Source organism: Micrococcus sp. KRD128 (assembly GCF_017168395.1).
In the GTDB taxonomy this organism is placed as follows: Bacteria; Actinomycetota; Actinomycetes; order Actinomycetales; family Micrococcaceae; genus Micrococcus; species Micrococcus luteus.
Genome location: NZ_JABFAX010000002.1, coordinates 13,531 through 31,335, shown reverse-complemented (window position 1 = coordinate 31,335; position 17,805 = coordinate 13,531). Strand labels below are relative to the sequence as shown.

The following is a 17,805-nucleotide window of genomic DNA, read 5'->3' as shown; positions in this document are numbered from 1 at the left end:
GGCCCCGCCATCCGGACAGGAGTGTGCGATCCCCGTGACCGATCAGACCCCCCAGGCCCAGCCCGCCGCAGGCACCGCCCTGCCGCCCTCCACCGGGCTGCGCCTCATGGCGGTGCACGCCCACCCGGACGACGAGTCCTCGAAGGGGGCCGGCACCATGGCCGCCTACGCGGCGGCCGGGGCCGAGGTCATGGTCGTCACGTGCACCGGCGGCGAGGCCGGCACCCTGCTCAACCCGTCGTTCGGGGACACCACCCGGGCCGACCGGGACATCGCGGCCGTGCGCCGCGAGGAGATGGCGGAGGCCGCGCGCATCCTCGGCATCCGGCACGCCTGGCTCGGCTTCCTCGACTCGGGCCTGCCCGAGGGGGATCCGCTGCCGGCCCTCCCGGCGAACTGCTTCGCCGAGGTCCCGCTCCGGGATGCGGCGACCCCGCTGATCTCGCTCGTGCGCCGGTTCCGCCCGCACGTGCTCATCTCCTATGACGAGGTCGGCGGCTACCCGCACCCGGACCACCTGCAGGCCCATGCCGTGACGATGGAGGCCTACCGGGCCGCGGGCCTCGCGGACGAGTACCCCGAGGCCGGGCCCGCGTGGGAGGTCTCGAAGGTCTACTACGACTGCGGCTTCAACCCGCGGAAGTTCCGCACGATGGCCGCGGTGGCCGAGGCCGACGGCGAGGACGTGCCGTTCGCCCGACGCCTGATGATGTTCGACGCGATGGACGCGATGCGCGAGGTGCTGCGCCGCCGCGAAGCCGGGGAGGACGTGCCCGACCCGGAGGTCATCCCGCCGTGGGTCACCGCGGACCACGACGTCACCACGCAGGTGGACGTCACCGGCTTCCTCGACGAGCGCGACGCCGCCCTGCGGGCGCATCGCACGCAGATCGACCCCGACGGCATGTTCTTCGACGCCCCCCACGACCTGCAGCGGCGCGCCTGGCCGTGGGAGGACTTCGCGCTGATCGACTCGCGCGTGCCCTCCGAGCTGCCGGAGCACGACCTCTTCGCCGGCCTGCGCTGAGCCGACCCGGCTCGGGCCGTGCGGCCGGGGCCGGTAGAGTGGGGCGGCGTGACACCCCTGTCTGGCCTTCCCCTCGTCCTCACCGCGCTCGCGGCCGCGAGCCCCGCGCCGGTGCCCGCCGTCCCGGAGCCGACGCTGCGCCCCGGGCTCGAGGAGGCAGAGGTCACCCCCGGCATCGAGGGGTTCCTGTTCACCGCGCTCATGGTGGTCATGGCGATCATCGTCTTCCGCGTCATGGTCCGCTCCGTGCGCCGCGTCCAGCAGCGCTCCCCGGAGGCCGAGGCCATGCTCGTGGAGCGCCATCAGCAGCACCTGCCGGACGAGGTCCGCGCGGGCGGCGAGCACCTGGACGCGGACTCCGAGGACCGGCTGCGCCGCCTGCAGGCGAAGTACCCCGGCTACCTCCAGGAGCCGGCCCCGGAGCCCCAGGCCCCGGACACCGGACGCGACTGACCGCCGTCGGGCCCGGGCACGCTCAGGCACCGCCCGGGACTCGACGCCCAACCCTTGAGGCCCGCAGACGCGCCGCTACGTCCCTGCCGTAGCGGCGCGTCTGCGGGCCTCGGCGCTGCCCGGCGGGGCGCAGACCCCCTTCCTCGACACGCTCAGGCGACGACGAGCACCGCCCGGTAGATGGCGACGGCGTGGCACACGAAGCCGGCCACCGTGAAGGCGTGGAACAGCTCGTGGAAGCCGAACCACTCGCGGTGGATCGTGGGGGCCTGCAGCGCGTAGAAGACCGCGCCCGTGATGTACGCGACGCCGCCGGCCACGATCAGCCACCCCGCCGCCGCATCCGCGGCGAAGAAGTCGCCCAGGTACAGCAGCGCCGCCAGCCCCAGCACCACGTACACCGGCGTGTAGAGCCAGCGCGGGGCGTCCGTCCACAGCACCCGGAACCCGACGCCGGCCACGGCCCCCACCCATACCAGGGTGAGCAGCACACGCGCCCGGTCCGGAGGCAGCAGGGCCAGGGAGAGCGGCGTGTAGGTGCCGGCGATGACCAGCATGATGTTCGTGTGGTCCAGCCGCTTGAGGACACGGGAGACCACCTCGTTCCACTGCACCAGGTGGTACGTCGCCGAGACCGCGAACAGCAGCAGGCCCGTCACGGCGTAGACCGCGCTGGCCCACCGCAGCGTCGCGGTCGGCGCGAGCACGATGAGCACGATGCCGGCCGCGAGCGTCAGCGGCGCCATGACCGCGTGGGTCCAGCCCCGCAGTCGGGGCTTGTACAGCGGATGCTCGGGGTCGCGGATGCGCTCGATGCGCCAGCGCAGGCGGCGGGCGGCGTCGGCGTCGGGGAGGGGTGTCACGGGGTCCATGCCTCCATTGTCGTCGGTCGGCCCGGGGCCGGGGCACGGGATGGTCGCTGTGTGTCGCGCGCGTATCCTGGAGGCTCGCAGGACCGTCCGAGAGGGGAGCGCGCCGTGGGTCGACCCGAGGCCTTCTACCGCCTGTACGAGCGGCGGCTGACGCGTGGCCTGGACCCGGAGCGGCTGCCCCGGCACATCGGTGTGCTGGTGGACGGCAACCGTCGCTGGGCCCGCGCGTTCGGGGCGTCCACGCAGCAGGGCCACCAGGCCGGCGCCGAGCGCATCCTGGACTTCATCGGCTGGTGCGACGAGGCCGGCATCCCCGTGGTCACGCTCTACATGCTCTCCACCGAGAACCTGCGGCGCCCGGCGGAGGAGCTCGCCCCGCTCCTGGAGATCATCCAGACGACGGCGGAGCGCCTCGCCCAGCCGGCCGAGGGCCGCGCCCCCGTGTGCGTACAGCCGGTCGGCGCGGTGGACCTGCTCCCCGAGCCCATGGCGCGACGGCTCGCCGAGGTGGCCGAGCAGACCCAGGGCCACGACGGCGTGCACGTGAACGTGGCCGTGGGCTACGGGGGCCGCCAGGAGATCCTCGACGCCGTGCGCGAGCTGCTGCGGGACGAGCACGCCCTGGGCCACAGCGCGGCGGAGGTGGCCGAGTCCGTCACCGTCGAGCAGATCGCGGACCGGCTCTACACGCGTGGCCAGCCGGACCCGGACCTGGTCATCCGCACGTCCGGGGAGCAGCGGCTCTCCGGGTTCCTGCTCTGGCAGTCCGCGTACTCGGAGTTCTACTTCTGCGAGGCCATGTGGCCCGCGTTCCGCAAGGTCGACTTCCTGCGTGCCCTGCGCGACTACGGCAGCCGTCAGCGCCGGTTCGGCACCTGACGGTCGGCGCGGCCCCACCACAGGCCCAGCAGCACCCCGACGACGGCCCCGGCCAGGTGGCCGGTCCACGAGATGCCGGGGGCCGGCAGCAGGCCGATCAGGCTCGAGCCCAGGTGCGTGAGCGCGACGAGCACGGAGACGACGACCGCCCCGAACCGCCGCACCGCGATCCCGTAGACGATCAGGAACGCGATCAGCACGTACACGATCCCGGAGGCGCCGATGTGCACGCCCGGGGTGCCGATCACCCAGGTCAGCAGGCCCGAGCCCAGCCAGGCGCAGACGAGCAGGGCCACCGGCCGGCGCGAGACCAGGGCGGCCAGCGGACCGAGGACGAGCAGCGCCGTCGTGTTGCCGATCAGGTGGGCCCAGCCGGCGTGCAGCACGGGGGAGAACAGGACCCCGTCGAGGCCGGCGAGGCGCCGCGGGATCAGGCCCACGCCGGGGATGATCACCCGGCCGAGGAAAATCAGCACGAACTGCGCGACCCACATGGACGCGATCAGCATGGCGGTGGGCGCGACGGCGCCCAGCAGGCGGCCGCCGGCGCGCTCGGCCAGGGTCGGGGCGGGGGCCGGGCTGCCCGGCAGATCGGGCAGGCCGGGGGACGGGCGGTGCATGCTCAAGGGCCCTCCTGGGGACGGGGAGCGGGCGGCCGCCGGGACGTCGGCGGCGCGTCTCCAGTGTAGGGAGCGCGGGACGTCGGGGCCGTGGCGGGGCCCGGACGGACCGTCACCGCGACTTCATCCCGGGTTCACCGTGCTGGGCCCCGGTGGACGACGCCGCTTCCTAGCGTGGCCCGTGGGCGGACCCCCGTCCGCACGGTTCACCGGCACAGGAGGCAGACATGGTGGCAGAGCTCGTGGAGCACGCGCAGACCCGGCAGGAGCCGTCGAGCCGGCCGGGCCAGGCGCGTGCCGAGGCGGGGCCGGCGGAGGCGGCCGGCCTGCGGACCTACGTGGTGGACACGTCCGTGCTGCTCTCGGACCCGCGCGCCCTGCTGCACTTCGCCGAGCACGAGGTGGTCCTGCCGCTCGTGGTGGTCTCGGAGCTCGAGGCCAAGCGCGCCGACCCCGACCTCGGCTACTACGCGCGCACGGCGCTGCGCCTGCTCGACGACCTGCGCGGTCGCCACGGCGCGCTGGACCAGCCCGTGCCGATCACCCCCGAGGGCGGCACGCTGCGGATCGAACTGAACCACGTGTCCGTGGACGTGCTGCCCCTGGGCATCCGCGGCACGGACAACGACTCCCGCATCCTCGCCGTCGCGAAGGCGCTCGCGGACGAGGGCGCCATGGTGACGGTCGTGTCCAAGGACCTGCCGATGCGCGTGAAGGCGGCGGCCATGGGCCTCGCCGCGGACGAGTACCGCCACGAGCTCGTGCGTGACTCGGGCTGGCGCGGCACCGTCTCCCTCAGCGTGGCGCAGGAGCGGCTGGACGCGCTCTACGACGACGGCGAGGTCGACCTGGCCGGCATCCCGCTGGGGTCCCTGGCCGGCACGGGCGTCGAGACCGGGCCGGGGGAGGCCCCGGCCGAGGCGGACCGCCTGCCGGTCAACACGGGGCTGGTGCTCACCGCGCCCCGGGGCTCCGGCCTGGCGCGGGTCGGCGAGGGCGGCCGGGCCCGCCTGGTGCGCGGGGACCGCGACGTGTTCGGCCTGCACGGCCGCTCCGCCGAGCAGCGGTTGGCGATCGAGCTGCTGACGGATCCGGGCGTGGGCATCGTCTCCCTCGGTGGCCGCGCGGGCACCGGCAAGTCCGCGCTGGCGCTGTGCGCGGGCCTCGACGCCGTGATGGAGCGCCGCGAGCACCGCAGGGTGGTCGTGTTCCGTCCGCTGTACGCCGTCGGCGGCCAGGACCTGGGCTACCTGCCCGGCTCGGAGGGTGACAAGATGGGCCCGTGGGCGCAGGCCGTGTTCGACACCCTGGGCGCCCTGGTCTCCCCGTCCGTGGTGGACGAGGTGGTGGACCGCGGGATGCTGGAGATCCTGCCGCTGACGCACATCCGCGGCCGTTCGCTGCACGATGCGTGGGTGATCGTGGACGAGGCGCAGTCGCTCGAGCGGAACGTGCTGCTCACGGTGCTGAGCCGGATGGGCCGCAACTCGAAGGTGGTGCTGACCCACGACGTCGCCCAGCGGGACAACCTGCGCGTGGGCCGGCACGACGGCATCGCGGCCGTGGTGGAGCGCCTCAAGGGCCACCCGCTGTTCGGGCATGTGACGCTGACCCGTTCCGAGCGCTCACCGATCGCCGCACTGGTCACGGACGTGCTGGAGGAGGGCCGGGCCTGAGCCGGCCGGCGGGGTCGGGCATGAAAAAGGGGCCGCTGCCGAAGCAGCGGCCCCCGGCGGGGGTGCTCGGCCCCGCGGAGGGGGGATGGGGGACCGAGGAAGCCCGCCACCATGGCCCCTTGAAACGGGATTGAGGCCATGGGGTCTGTGTGAGCCCCGCACATCCATGAGACGGCCGGAAGCTCGTGAGTTCAGAGTAGACCCGCGCGAGGGGTCGTCGCAATGGGCAGATCCGGTTGCGCTGTCGGCAGAACACCGGGTGGCCGGACCGTGAACGCGAGGTGGCCGGATCGCCCTGTGGACGGCGGCCCGGCGGGCGCGCCGCCCGGCCTAGGCTGGGCGCATGAGCGGGCTGGGGTGGGCGTGGACGCACGGCGCGACGGCGACGGCGGTGCTGTGGTCCCTGGGGCTGGTGTGGTTCGCGGTGTGCGCGGGCGTGCTCGTGCGCACGGACCTGCGCGAGCATCGGCTGCCGAACCGGTGGACGCTGCGGCTGGCGCTGGGCGGGCTGGCGGCGATGACCGGGGGAGCGCTGCTGGCGGGCCGGGGTGACCTGGCGCTCTGCAGCCTGCTGGGCGGTCTCGGCTACACCGTGGCGATGCTCGCGCTGCACGTGCTCAGCCGCGGTGGCCTCGGGATGGGGGACGTGAAGCTCGCCGGCGGCCTGGGCGTGTACACGGGGGTGCTCGGCCCGACGGCGGTGCTCGCCGCGGGGGTGGGCGCGATCCTGCTCGGCGGAGTGGTGGCCGGGGTGCTGGTGCTCGCGGGCCGGGCGACGGGGCGGACGGCGCTGCCGTTCGGGCCGGCGATGGTGGCGGCGGCCGCCGGAGTGCTGGTGCTGGCGTGAACGACGAGCGGCCGCCCTCCGCACGGGAGGACGGCCGCTCGTCGTCGTGGCTCGGGAGGCGGCGTCGCGCCGCTCACCGGATCCGCCGGATCACTCCGGGTGGGTCATGGACATGGTGTCCAGGGCCTTGTCCAGCTGCTCCTCGGTGACTTCGCCGCGCTCGACGTAGCCGAGGTCCACGACGGCCTCGCGCACGGTCATCTTGTTCGCGACGGAGTGCTTGGCGATCTTGGCGGCGGCCTCGTAGCCGATCACCTTGTTCAGCGGGGTCACGATGGACGGCGAGGCGCCGGCGAGGAAGGCGCAGCGCTCCTCGTTGGCCTCGATGCCGTCGATCATCTTGTCCGCCATGACGCGCGTCGTGTTGGCCAGCAGGCGGATGGACTCGAGCAGGTTGGCGGCCATCACGGGGATGCCCACGTTGAGCTCGAACGCGCCGTTGGTGGAGGACAGGGCGACGGTGGTGTCGTTGCCGATCACCTGGGCGCACACCATGATCGCGGCCTCGCAGATCACGGGGTTGACCTTGCCCGGCATGATCGAGGAGCCCGGCTGCAGGTCCGGGAGGGCGATCTCGCCGAGGCCGGTGTTCGGGCCGGAGCCCATCCAGCGCAGGTCGTTGTTGATCTTCATGATCGAGAACGCGATGTTCCGCAGCTGGCCGGAGGCCTCCACGAGGCCGTCACGGTTGGCCTGGGCCTCGAAGTGGTTGCGCGCCTCGGTCAGCGGCAGGCCGGTCTCCTCGGCGAGCAGCTCGATCACGCGGGCGGAGAAGCCCTTCGGGGTGTTGATGCCGGTGCCCACGGCGGTGCCGCCGAGCGGGACCTCGGCCACGCGCGGCAGCGCGGACTGGATGCGCTCGATGCCGTAGCGGACCTGCGCGGCGTAGCCGCCGAACTCCTGGCCCAGGGTCACCGGGGTGGCGTCCATGAGGTGGGTGCGGCCGGACTTCACGATGCCGGCGAAGTCCTCCGCCTTCTTCTCGAGGGAGACGGCCAGGTGGTCCAGCGCCGGGACGAGGTCGTTCACGAGGGCGGCGGTGACGGCCACGTGCACGGAGGTCGGGAACACGTCGTTCGAGGACTGGGAGGCGTTGACGTGGTCGTTGGGGTGCACCTCGTCCTCGGAGCCGGCCTCCTTCAGGGCGCGGGTGGCGAGGGTGGCGAGCACCTCGTTGGTGTTCATGTTCGAGGAGGTGCCGGAGCCGGTCTGGAACACGTCGATCGGGTACTGGTCGTCGTGGTCGCCGGCGATGACCTGGTCCGCGGCGGCGACGATGGCGTCCGCGCGCTCCTGCGAGATGATGCCCAGCTCGGCGTTCGCCTTGGCCGCGGCCTTCTTGACCTGCGCGAGGGCGTGGATGTGGGCGGGCTCGAGGCCCTTGCCGGAGATCGGGAAGTTCTCCACGGCGCGCTGGGTCTGTGCACGGTAGAGCGCGTTCACCGGCACCTTCACCTCGCCCATGGTGTCGTGCTCGATGCGGAACTGCTGATCGGTGTTCTCTGCGGTCATGGTCACATCCTAGGACGGCGCGGGCGCCCGGTGCCGCACCGGACGCCCGGCGTCGTCAGACCGCCAGGTCGCCGTGCACGCGGCCCGGCCGCGCGGTGCCCTCGGACAGTGAGTAGGTGAGCCCGACGACGGCGGTGCGCCCCGACTCGACGGCTGCGCGGACGGACTGCGAGGTCTCCAGGAGGTGGTCGCAGGTCTGGTCCACGTGCTCGGCCACGAACTCGTCGACCTCCTCCAGGCCGCGGCGGCGACCGGCCAGCACGGACGGGATGATGCGCTCCACGAGGGGGCGCACGAAGCCGCGCGGCATGGTGCCGGAGATGTAGGACTCGACCGTCGCCGTGACGGCGCCGCACGAGTTGTGGCCCAGGACGATGACGAGCGGGATCTCCAGCACGTCCACGCCGTACTCGATGGAGCCCAGCACGGCGTCGTCGATCACGTGGCCTGCCGTGCGCACCACGAACACGTCGCCGAGGCCGAGGTCGAAGATGATCTCGGCCGCCAGGCGCGAGTCGGCGCACCCGAAGATCACGGCGACCGGGGCCTGACCGGCGGTCAGGTCGCTGCGCCGCTCCGCGTTCTGGTTCGGGTGGCTCGGCTCGCCCGCCACGAAGCGGCGGTTGCCCTCGGCGAGGACCTCCCACGCCTCCGCGGGGGTCAGGTCGGAGGTGGGGACGACGACGTCGGGGGCCGGCGTCGTCTCGGGGGGTGTGGGGGGTCATCGTGTCTCCTTCGCGACGCCGTGCGCCAGGTCTTCGAGGACGGCGCGGTCGCCGGTGGTGGTCAGCACCACGGTGCTGCCGTCCACCTCCGCCACGAGCCGTCGCTCCGGCTTCTTCGGATCGGCGTGGAGGTCCCACGCGATCCCGTCGATCTCGATCGTCTCCGACGTCGGGACCTGGTCCACCCGCAGGCTCACCCAGGTGGGGTCGACGTCCTCGGCCTGCTGCAGGCCCGCGAACACCGTGTCCGTGACCACCCAGCCGACGTCCCACGTGGAGACGCCGTCCAGCTTCTGCAGGCGGGCGTAGTTGGCGTACCAGGACTCCGGCACCTCGGGCGCCAGGGCCGGCAGGTCGCCGTCGTCGTGGGGGACCGTGGCGGCCTCGGCGGCGACGTCGACGCGGTCCTCGCGGGGCCGCTGCGGCGGCTCCGGGTTGAGCAGGAGGACCACGGCCACGATCGCCAGCAGAGCCAGCAGGGAGAGCACCATGGCCATCCACGGCTGCCGAGCCCGCTGCGCCTGCTTGGCGGTCAGGACGGGGCGGGGGGCTGTCTCTTATACACAGGGCGGGGGAGTGGGGGTCGGCGGAGCTCACGGTCAGCATTGTGCCACCCGCGGGAGGCCGCCCCCGTAGGATGAGGACCGGGGCAGAGCCGCCCTCACGCCCCGTCCCGTGCGGACGGAGCGCCGCGAGCAAGGATCGGAGCAGCGATGACCAGCGCGTCCTCGGAGAAGACCGGCTACGAGAACCACGTCCCGGACCGCAACCTGGCCATGGAGCTGGTGCGGGTGACCGAGGCGGCGGCCATCGCCGCGAGCCCCTGGGTGGGCTACGGGGACAAGAACAAGGCGGACGGCGCCGCGGTGGACGCGATGCGCGCGTTCATGGACACCGTGGCCATGGACGGCACCGTGGTGATCGGCGAGGGCGAGAAGGACGAGGCCCCCATGCTGTTCAACGGCGAGCAGGTCGGCGACGGCTCCGGCGCCGCCGTGGACGTGGCCGTGGACCCGATCGACGGCACCCGCCTGACCGCCATGGGCTACAACAACGCCCTCTCCGTCTTCGCGGTGGCCGAGCGCGGCACCATGTTCGACCCGTCGGCCGTGTTCTACATGGACAAGCTCGTGGTGGGCCCCGAGGCCGCCGACTTCGTGGACATGCGCCTGCCGGTGAAGCAGAACGTGAACCTCGTGGCCAAGGCCCTGGACAAGCCCGTCTCCCAGGTGACCGTGTGCGTGCTGGACCGCCCCCGCCACGAGGGCCTGGTCAAGGAGATCCGCCAGGCCGGCGCCCGCGTGAAGTTCATCCTGGACGGCGACGTCGCCGGCGCCATCGCCGCCGCCCGCCCGGACACCGGCGTGGACATGATGATGGGCATCGGCGGCACCCCCGAGGGCATCGTCACCGCGTGCGCGATCAAGGCCACCGGCGGCATCATCCAGGGCCGCCTGGCCCCCACCGACGACGCCGAGAAGCAGAAGGCCCTCGACGCCGGCCTCGACCTCGACGCCGTGCTGACCACGAACGAGCTGGTCACCTCCGACCACTGCTACTTCGCGGCCACCGGCATCACCGACGGCGACCTGCTGCGCGGTGTGCGCTTCGCCGACGGCCGCGTGCACACGCAGTCCATCGTGATGCGCTCGTGGTCCGGCACGGTCCGCACCGTGGACGCCGAGCACGACGTGAAGAAGTGGTCCAAGTGGCTGGAGGACCGCGACGCCCGCTGAGCCCGCGGGCCGGACTGCCGGGTTCAGCCCCGCGGCAGGCCGGCCACGTGCACCGTGGCCGGGGCGCCGGCCGCGGCGCGGACGGCCAGCGGGCCGGACGCCGTCTCGGCGGCGGGCAGGAACACGGCCTCGCCCGGGCCCAGCTCGATCTCCTGGCCGGCCAGGGCCAGGCGCGCCGTGCCACGGGTGACCACCGCGATCCCGGGGCCGTGCACGTCGAGTCCGTGGACGGCGTCGTCCTCGAGGGTGGCCTGGAGCAGCTCGAACTCCTCGAACGGCGGGCGGAAGGCCACCACGGAGTCGGCCACGCGCTCGGGCTCGGTGGAGGGCACCGGCAGCGCCTCGAAGGTGACCACGCGGCGCAGCTCGGGCACGTCCACGTGCTTCGGGGTGAGTCCGCCGCGCAGCACGTTGTCCGAGGCCGCCATGACCTCCACGCCCAGCCCGTGCAGGTACGCGTGCACGTTGCCGGCCGGCAGGTGGACGGCCTGACCAGGGGCCAGATCCACGCGGTTGAGCAGGATGGCCACCACCACGCCGGGGTCGTCCGGGTGGTGCTGGGCGACCTCGAGGGCCGTGGCCAGCGAGGGGTCGCGCTCGGCCAGGTCCGGCGCGGCCCGCAGCACGTCCACGACCTGCGCGACGGCGCCGGGAGCGCCCCACACGGAGGCGGGGTCGAGGATCGAGGTGAACGCGTCCTCGAGGTCGCCGGCGGCGAGGGCCTGGCTGATCCGGGCGGCGGCGACGGCGACGGCGGACGTGTCCCCGTCCGCCCGCTCGGTGAGGGCGCGGGACAGGGCCTCGAAGCTGTCCGAGGAGACCTCGGGGGAGCGGAAGCCGCACATCGCCGCGAAGGGGGTCAGCGCGAGCAGCATCTCCGGCTTGTGGTTCGCGTCCTTGTAGTTGCGCTCCGGGGCGTCGATCGGCACGCCGGCGGCCTCCTCCGCGGCGTAGCCCGCGCGGGCCTGCTCCAGGGTGGGGTGCGCCTGGATGGACAGCGGGGCGCCCGCGGCGAGCAGCTTCATCAGGAAGGGCAGACGGCCCTCCGGCGCGGCGGGACCGAGGCAGCGCTCGCGGTCCGCGGCCACCACCTCGTCCAGGCCGACGTGGGCGCCGTCCGCCACGACGGCGACGCACGGGGCGCCCGGATGGTCGCCCAGCCACAGCTCGGCCTCGGGGCGGCCGGTGGGCTCGCGTCCCTGCAGGTCGGCGAGGAGCGTGGGGGAGCCCCAGGCGTAGTCACGGATCACGGGCTTCAGGACGTGCATGCGCCCAGCCTAGGTCAGCCCGTCGGCCCGCGCGTCGCGCCTCACGGGGCGGGGACGCACAGCCCGTTCGACGAGGACGCGTGGTTCAGCACGTCCTCCTGGCCCAGGTCCTCGGCCGTCATCAGGTCCTCGGCGGTGAAGGGCTCGCCGTCGGAGCGGGTCGGCGGGGCCGGCCACGTGGCCGGGTCGTCCTCATCGACGTCGGGGGCCTGCGTCTCCTGCGCGACGACGGCCAGCACGGTGAGCAGCGGGGTCGCCGAGACGCCGGTCGGGTCCGACCCGGCGGTCACGGACGCGTCGGCCAGCATCTCGTCCACGCGGCGGTGGACGAGGTCGTAGTCGGGGTAGGTGGTGAAGTGGGTGCCCGTGTCGCCGAAGTCGGGCGGGCCGATGGTCAGCCGCCGCATCTTCTGGCCGCGTGAGCGCTCGGCGAGGTCCACGAACGTGCCGAGCTGGGACTGCGGCAGGTCGGTGGTCACGATCTGCTGGCCCGCGGCGAGGATCCCCTCGAAGCGGGTGAGCACGGTGGCGGGGCTGAACTGCTCCAGCATCGCCGCCTGCATGCACTGCTGCCGGCGGATGCGGGCGTAGTCGGTGGACCAGTGCCGGGAGCGGGCGAAGGCGAGCGCGTCGTCGCCGTTGAAGTGGTGGGTGCCCGGCTCCCACCAGATGTTGCCCCAGGCGCCGTCGGGCCGGACGCCGCGGTGCACCACGTAGCCGCCGCTGACGACGTCCACCCCGCCCATGGCGTCGATCAGCTGGGCGAAGCCGCCCATGTCCATGAGGGCGTAGCCGGAGATGTCGAGGCCGAGGATGCCGCCGGCGGCGTCCTTCATGGCCTCGGCGCCGGGGTGTTCAGCGTCCGGGTAGAGGTCTGCGTGATGCTCCTCCACGTCCGTGTAGAGGGCGTTGAGGATGCACTCGTCGCCGCAGTCGAAGCCGTTCGGGTACACGTCCCACAGCGGGGAGCCCTCGACGAACGGCGCGTCCTGGAGGTTGCGGGGCAGGGAGAACATCACGATGGCGCCGGTGCGGGCGTCCACGGAGACCACGTGCATGGAGTCCGGGCGCAGCCCCTGCCGGCCCTCGCCGGCGTCCGCGCCCAGGACCAGGATGTTGTAGCGGCCCTCGGCCTCCGGGACGGCCGGCCCCTCCTGGAAGACCTCGCCGAGCGCGCCGCGGCTCGTGTTCGCGGCCCAGCCGCCGTAGAGCAGGGCGCCGCTGGTGAGCACCAGCGCGAGCGCGGTGACCGCCGCCGTGATCTTCCGCGCGCCGGGGGCGAGCAGGTGCAGCCGGATCAGCCGGAACGTGTCCACCCACAGCACCGCCCAGCCCACCGCCAACGCCGCCAGGACCACCGCCAGCCCGAGCAGCACGCCGTCCCGGGCCATCAGCGAGATCAGGGTCGCGCGGGAGACCAGCCACCACAGCAGTCCGAGGATCAGCGCGGCCCACACGGTGACGGTGACCCCCAGCGCCACGCGGCCGAGCCGGCGGCTGCCGGCCACGATCTGGGCGCCGCCGGGGACCAGCAGGGTCAGGGCGGTGAGGATCAGCGCCCGGCGGGTGCGCTCCGTGGGGGAGGCGACGCGCGGGTCCCGAAGCGGGTCGGGCTGCGCGGGACCGGCGGGCACGGATCCGGTGGCGGGCGACATCAGCGGTCGGCGGCCATCCGCTCGCGCAGGCGGGCCCCCTTGGCCCGGGCCTGGGCGTTGAGCTCGTCGGCGTGCTCGGCGAGGGCGGCGCGCAGGCGGTCGCCCTCCGCGGTGTCCGCCGAGGCGAGGATGCGGGCGGCCAGCAGGCCGGCGTTGCGGGCGCCGTCGATGGAGACGGTGGCCACCGGCACACCGGCGGGCATCTGGACGATCGAGAGCAGGGAGTCCATCCCGTCCAGGCTCTTGAGCTTCACGGGCACGCCGATCACGGGCAGGGGGGTGACGGCGGCGAGCATGCCGGGCAGGTGGGCCGCGCCGCCCGCACCGGCCACGATCACGCGGATCCCGCGCTGGTGCGCGCGGGCGCCGAACTCCACCATCTCGTGGGGCATGCGGTGCGCGGAGACCACGCCGACCTCGACGGGCACGTCGAGCTCGCGCAGGGCCTCGGCGGCCGCGCTCATCACGGGCCAGTCGGAGTCGGAGCCCATCACGACGGAGACGACCGGGGCGTCGTCCTGCAGGGGCTGGGCGGGTCTGGGGCGTGGCGGTCATGGGCGGGCCTCCGTCTCGGTGCCGGTGGTGGGGGCGTCCTCGCGCAGGAGTGCGGCGGCGGATTCGGCGATCCGCACGGCCTCCTCGAGGCTGAGGCCGTGGTCCGCGACGACGTTGACGTGCCCGACCTTGCGGCCGGGGCGCACGTCCTTGCCGTAGAGGTGGACCTTGGCCTGCGGGTGGGCGGCGAGGGCTGCGACGCTGCCGGCGTGCAGGTCCTCGCGGGCGCCGCCGAGGACGTTCTTCATCACGACGCCGGCCCCGCGGGGGGCCGTCTCGCCCAGCGGCAGGTCGAGCACGGCGCGGACGTGCTGCTCGAACTGGCCGGTGACGGCGCCGTCCATGGACCAGTGGCCGGAGTTGTGGGGGCGCATGGCCAGCTCGTTCACCTGGAAGCCCGGGCCGACCCCCGGCGTCTCGAACAGCTCGACCGCGAGCATGCCGGTGACGTCCAGCTCCTCGGCGAGGCGGACGGCTGCGGCGGTCGCGGCCGCGGCGACGGCCGGGTCGAGGTCCTGGGCCGGGGCGACCACGAGGTCGCACACGCCGGCCACCTGGACCGAGTCGACCACGGGGTAGACGGCCATCTCGCCGGAGGGGGTGCGCGCCACCTGTGCGGAGAGCTCACGGGAGAAGGGGACGAGGGCCTCGGCCAGCAGCGGGGTGATGCCGGCGCCGAGCCACGCGGCCAGGGTGCCGTCCGCGGCGGAGGCGCGGGCGTCGTCGGCGTCGTCGAGCTTGAGTACCCCCTTGCCGTCGTAGCCCCCGCGGGGGGTCTTGAGGATCATCGGCCAGCCGTGCTCGTCGCCGAAGGCGAGGACGGCCTCGAGGTCGTCGACCGGCGCCCACGCCGGGTTCGGCAGGCCCAGCCGTTCGACGGCCGCGCGCATGACCAGCTTGTCCTGGGCGTGCTGCAGCGCCTCGGGGCCGGGGCGCACGGCGACGCCGGCCTCCTGCAGGGCCCGCAGGTGCTCGGTGGGCACGTGCTCGTGGTCGAAGGTGACCACGTCCACCGTGGCCGCGAACGCGCGCAGGTCCGCCAGGTCCGCGTGGTCGCCGACCACGTGGGGGGCGACCTGGGCCGCTGACGCGTCCGGGGCCTCCGCGAGCACGCGGAAGGGCACGCCGAGCTCCGCGGCCGCGCCCGCCATCATGCGGGCCAGCTGCCCGCCACCGATCACACCGAGTCGAGGGGAAGTCACCCGCACAGGGTAGTCGGACCGGCTGAGAACTCCGTCACGGAGGGGCGGCCGATGCCGGATCCGGGGAGGTCGCGCGCCGGGGGCGCGGCTACAGTGTTCCCCAGCCCTGCGCGGGTCCGGCCCGCGTGCACACCCCCGTCCCGAACCGAGGAGTCCACGCCCATGCTGTCCGATCTCTGGGGCCGCCTGACCGGGATGGTCTCCCTGCTGTGGCGGGAGGTGGCCAAGTTCGGCACCGTCGGTGCGGCCGCGTTCGTGGTGGACTCGCTCGTCTTCTGGTGGATGATGACCGGCCCGCTCGAGGGGTCCAACGTCAAGGCCAAGATCGTGGGCGGCGTCGTCGCCACCCTGTTCAGCTGGGTCGCCAACCGCTACTGGACGTTCCGGGACAAGCGCTCCTCCAACAAGACGCGCGAGCTCGTGATGTTCCTGATCATGAACGCGATCGGGCTGGGCATCCAGGCCGGCTGCGTGGCGATCGCGCAGTACCTGCTGGGCGTGACCGACCCGACCGGCCTGTTCATCGCCGGCAACGTGATCGGCCTGTTCTTCGGCACCGTGTTCCGCTACTTCGCCTATCGGTTCTGGGTGTTCAAGGAGAAGCTGGACGTGGAGCCCGGTTTCGCCAGCGACCTCGCGATCATCACCGGTCAGATGCCCGTGCTGCGCGAGGACCAGCTGCCTCCGCACGGCCGGCACGAGGCCCGGGGCCGACCCGCCGAGCGGGGGCCTCTGCCCGACGGCCCGGCCCGGCACCGCGCCCCCGACGCCGGGGTCTGAGCGCCCCGGCCTGACCCCGCCACCCCGTCAGGGGTGCACGGTCACCGCCCGACCCGCGTCCCACGCCTCCAGCGCGGCCCGCACTCCCGCCCACGTCAGGCGGGGGCGCGGGCCGTCGTCGTCCGGCGCGACGTCGACCCCGGCCGGGATCGACGCGGGCCGCACGTGGTCCACGGGGCCGGGCAGGGCATCCGGCTGGGCGCGGATCTCCGCGGCCACGTCCACGACGGCCGGGTCGGCGGCCGGGCCGTCGAACTCGGGCTCGAGGCCGCGCGGCAGGGCCACGGCGAACACGGCCGCGGACGGGTCCGGCCACGCCTCGGGCCGGTCCGTGAGGACGGCGGCGGGGGAGTCACCCTCGAGGGCGGGCTCGGCCTCGGCGCAGAGCACGCCGAGGGCGAGGGCGTGGGAGAGCCAGTGGACGGGCAGGTCCAGGGCGACGGCGTCGCCCGCGCCGATGCCCTCGGCGCCGAGCAGGCCCGCGAACTTGGCGGCCCAGTTCACGGTCACACGGCCCGAGAGCTCGATGCGCTGGTCCACCGCGCCGGGTTCGTCCGGGGCTCCCGGCTCCTGGACGAGCGCGGGCCGCGGGGAGGAGGCGAGGCGGAGCACGAGGGGGCCGGTGGACCGGGGTGCGGAGAGGGAGACCATGGGCCCAGTGTGGCACCCGCTCGGTTTGACTCGGCATGAATCACACCGATGTAATGAACCCGGGCCAACGGTCCCGGCAGGAGGGGCCCGCCGGCTTGCCCGGCACCCGCGCGGACCGCACGATCACCCGGCCCACACCGCCACGTCGATCCCGGGAAGAGGCGTCACACATGGAGCAGACCCAGCGAGTCGAGGACGCGCACCGCGCCGATCCCGCGCAGGCGCCGGCGCCTCGTCCGCGGAGCGTCCCCAGCGACTGGTTCCTCGACCCCGCCGACCCGCAGGCCGGCGTCCCGGGCGCGAGCCTCGAGGACCAGGCGACCGCCTTCCTCACCGCCCACGACCTCGACGACGAGACCGGCACCCCGGCCGCCACCGTCACCGCCCTCTTCCCCGGTGACGCGCGTCCGGTCGAGGCCGTGCCCGTCTCCCAGGCCTGGGCCGCGATCCCGGGCGTGACCACCGAGTCCATCGAGGGCGAGCTGGCCTGGCAGGCGGACGCCCTGTGCGCGCAGACGGACCCCGAGGCGTTCTTCCCGGAGAAGGGCGGCTCCACGCGGGACGCCAAGCGCGTGTGTGAGGCCTGCACCGTCAAGGACGCGTGCCTGGAGTACGCCATGGCGAACGACGAGCGCTTCGGCATCTGGGGCGGGCTCTCCGAGCGCGAGCGTCGCCGCCTGCGCCGCGCCCGCGCCTGACGCACGGCGCCCGTCCACCGGGCGCGATGCCCGGCGCGGACCGCCCGGTCCGGGCTCAGCCGCGACCCCAGCTGGGGTCGAGCACCTGCGGGTCCACGCCCAGCGCCTCGGCGCAGCGGCTCAGCGCGACCCCGTAGACGGCCCCCTCGAGGTCGGCGGGGTCGGCCGCGTCCCGCAGCGGCCGCTCGAACAGGGTGATCAGCACCCCGTCCCGGCCCTGCCGCTCGGCCCGCGCGAACAGCGCCTCCTCATCCCGTTCCTGGCCGGCATGGAGCTCGCGCAGTCGCTCGTCGAGCCGGTCCGGGATGCGCTCCACCCGCGCGGTCACGTGCCGCAGCCCGGGCGCGTCCAGGGAGCCCAGCCGGTCCACCGCCTTCTCGACGGCGGTCAGCAGCGCCTCGCCCCGGCCCCGTTCCGAGCGTGCACCGAACGGGCGCGGATGCCGCAGTCCTCGGCCACGGCGGTCCCGGACGCCGCGCCCCGCGGGGGAGGAGACGCCGGCCTCGGCCGGGCCGCCCTCGACGCCCGGCTCGGCCCCCGCGGCGTCGCCCGCCCGGAACGGCAGGGGGTCGAGGGGATCGGAGGAGGCGGGCGCGGTCATGCGCGCCATGGTAGGCCACCGCTCCGGGCCGTCCGCCGAGTAGGGTGA

At 74.2% G+C, this 17,805-nt stretch carries 19 protein-coding genes; 8 read left to right on the top strand and 11 right to left on the bottom strand.

Annotated features, from left to right (window positions below; all coding sequences use genetic code 11):
• Positions 1–34 precede the first annotated feature (34 nt).
• Both mca and J1M44_RS01035 read left to right on the top strand, forming a co-directional pair.
• Positions 35–1,027, top strand: a complete 993-nt coding sequence (mca, locus tag J1M44_RS01040) for a mycothiol conjugate amidase Mca (protein ID WP_080983887.1) — start codon at positions 35–37, stop codon at positions 1,025–1,027.
• Between the two features lie 48 nt (positions 1,028–1,075).
• Positions 1,076–1,480 (top strand): hypothetical protein, encoded by a 405-nt coding sequence (locus J1M44_RS01035; protein ID WP_049158805.1) that lies wholly within the window; start codon positions 1,076–1,078, stop codon positions 1,478–1,480.
• Between the two features lie 152 nt (positions 1,481–1,632).
• On the opposite strand, the gene trhA is transcribed toward J1M44_RS01035, so the two are convergent.
• A complete protein-coding gene (gene trhA / locus J1M44_RS01030; RefSeq protein ID WP_036334246.1) occupies positions 1,633–2,352 on the bottom strand; it encodes a PAQR family membrane homeostasis protein TrhA in 720 nt (239 codons plus the stop codon).
• A 105-nt stretch (positions 2,353–2,457) separates the two neighbouring features.
• Here trhA and J1M44_RS01025 point away from each other — a divergent pair, with 105 nt between their 5' ends.
• The gene (locus J1M44_RS01025; RefSeq protein WP_036334245.1) at positions 2,458–3,231 is read left to right on the top strand and encodes an isoprenyl transferase; all 774 of its coding nucleotides are present in this window, start codon (positions 2,458–2,460) and stop codon (positions 3,229–3,231) included.
• On the opposite strand, the gene J1M44_RS01020 is transcribed toward J1M44_RS01025, so the two are convergent.
• Positions 3,210–3,851 carry a rhomboid family intramembrane serine protease gene (locus tag J1M44_RS01020; protein ID WP_241179439.1) on the bottom strand — a complete coding sequence of 214 codons (642 nt, stop codon included), beginning with the start codon at positions 3,849–3,851 and terminating at the stop codon, positions 3,210–3,212. The two genes, J1M44_RS01025 and J1M44_RS01020, sit on opposite strands and share 22 nt — an antisense overlap.
• Positions 3,852–4,078: 227 nt before the next feature.
• Between J1M44_RS01020 and J1M44_RS01015 the strand changes: the two genes are divergently transcribed.
• On the top strand, positions 4,079–5,527 hold the full coding sequence (locus tag J1M44_RS01015; protein ID WP_002854510.1) for a PhoH family protein: 1,449 nt from the start codon (positions 4,079–4,081) through the stop codon (positions 5,525–5,527).
• 343 nt (positions 5,528–5,870) lie between these two features.
• Positions 5,871–6,374, top strand: coding sequence for a prepilin peptidase (locus tag J1M44_RS01010; protein ID WP_002854508.1), 504 nt, complete (start codon positions 5,871–5,873; stop codon positions 6,372–6,374).
• A gap of 90 nt (positions 6,375–6,464) precedes the next feature.
• Here J1M44_RS01010 and J1M44_RS01005 read toward each other — a convergent pair whose 3' ends face one another.
• The 3 genes from J1M44_RS01005 to J1M44_RS00995 form a co-directional block, all read right to left on the bottom strand.
• Positions 6,465–7,886 carry a class II fumarate hydratase gene (locus J1M44_RS01005; RefSeq protein WP_065573341.1) on the bottom strand — a complete coding sequence of 474 codons (1,422 nt, stop codon included), beginning with the start codon at positions 7,884–7,886 and terminating at the stop codon, positions 6,465–6,467.
• Positions 7,887–7,941: 55 nt separating this feature from the next.
• Positions 7,942–8,499: a carbonic anhydrase gene (locus J1M44_RS01000; RefSeq protein ID WP_169577975.1), complete on the bottom strand. Its 558-nt coding sequence runs from the start codon at positions 8,497–8,499 to the stop codon at positions 7,942–7,944.
• Between the two features lie 108 nt (positions 8,500–8,607).
• The gene (locus J1M44_RS00995) at positions 8,608–9,102 is read right to left on the bottom strand and encodes a DUF4245 domain-containing protein (protein WP_241252672.1); all 495 of its coding nucleotides are present in this window, start codon (positions 9,100–9,102) and stop codon (positions 8,608–8,610) included.
• A gap of 222 nt (positions 9,103–9,324) precedes the next feature.
• Here J1M44_RS00995 and glpX point away from each other — a divergent pair, with 222 nt between their 5' ends.
• A complete protein-coding gene (gene glpX / locus J1M44_RS00990; RefSeq protein ID WP_049158458.1) occupies positions 9,325–10,347 on the top strand; it encodes a class II fructose-bisphosphatase in 1,023 nt (340 codons plus the stop codon).
• A gap of 23 nt (positions 10,348–10,370) precedes the next feature.
• On the opposite strand, the gene manA is transcribed toward glpX, so the two are convergent.
• Genes manA through J1M44_RS00970 form a run of 4 tightly spaced genes read right to left on the bottom strand, consistent with a single transcriptional unit; the run spans position 10,371 to position 15,027 of the window.
• Positions 10,371–11,615, bottom strand: a complete 1,245-nt coding sequence (gene manA / locus J1M44_RS00985; RefSeq protein ID WP_065573339.1) for a mannose-6-phosphate isomerase, class I — start codon at positions 11,613–11,615, stop codon at positions 10,371–10,373.
• A 41-nt stretch (positions 11,616–11,656) separates the two neighbouring features.
• Positions 11,657–13,249 carry an LCP family protein gene (locus J1M44_RS00980; RefSeq protein WP_342356558.1) on the bottom strand — a complete coding sequence of 531 codons (1,593 nt, stop codon included), beginning with the start codon at positions 13,247–13,249 and terminating at the stop codon, positions 11,657–11,659.
• Positions 13,250–13,269: 20 nt separating this feature from the next.
• Positions 13,270–13,761 carry a 5-(carboxyamino)imidazole ribonucleotide mutase gene (purE, locus tag J1M44_RS00975; RefSeq protein ID WP_206501204.1) on the bottom strand — a complete coding sequence of 164 codons (492 nt, stop codon included), beginning with the start codon at positions 13,759–13,761 and terminating at the stop codon, positions 13,270–13,272.
• 60 nt (positions 13,762–13,821) lie between these two features.
• On the bottom strand, positions 13,822–15,027 hold the full coding sequence (locus J1M44_RS00970; protein WP_098471272.1) for a 5-(carboxyamino)imidazole ribonucleotide synthase: 1,206 nt from the start codon (positions 15,025–15,027) through the stop codon (positions 13,822–13,824).
• Positions 15,028–15,189: 162 nt separating this feature from the next.
• Here J1M44_RS00970 and J1M44_RS00965 point away from each other — a divergent pair, with 162 nt between their 5' ends.
• On the top strand, positions 15,190–15,807 hold the full coding sequence (locus tag J1M44_RS00965) for a GtrA family protein (protein ID WP_206480386.1): 618 nt from the start codon (positions 15,190–15,192) through the stop codon (positions 15,805–15,807).
• 27 nt (positions 15,808–15,834) lie between these two features.
• Here J1M44_RS00965 and J1M44_RS00960 read toward each other — a convergent pair whose 3' ends face one another.
• Positions 15,835–16,458, bottom strand: coding sequence for a hypothetical protein (locus J1M44_RS00960; protein WP_136940669.1), 624 nt, complete (start codon positions 16,456–16,458; stop codon positions 15,835–15,837).
• Between the two features lie 170 nt (positions 16,459–16,628).
• On the opposite strand from J1M44_RS00960, the gene J1M44_RS00955 reads away from it, so the two are divergent.
• The gene (locus tag J1M44_RS00955) at positions 16,629–17,156 is read left to right on the top strand and encodes a WhiB family transcriptional regulator (protein ID WP_206480385.1); all 528 of its coding nucleotides are present in this window, start codon (positions 16,629–16,631) and stop codon (positions 17,154–17,156) included.
• 55 nt (positions 17,157–17,211) lie between these two features.
• Here the strand turns inward: J1M44_RS00955 and J1M44_RS00950 are convergent, their stop codons facing one another.
• A complete protein-coding gene (locus J1M44_RS00950; protein WP_241179437.1) occupies positions 17,212–17,757 on the bottom strand; it encodes a hypothetical protein in 546 nt (181 codons plus the stop codon).
• Positions 17,758–17,805: the final 48 nt, after the last annotated feature.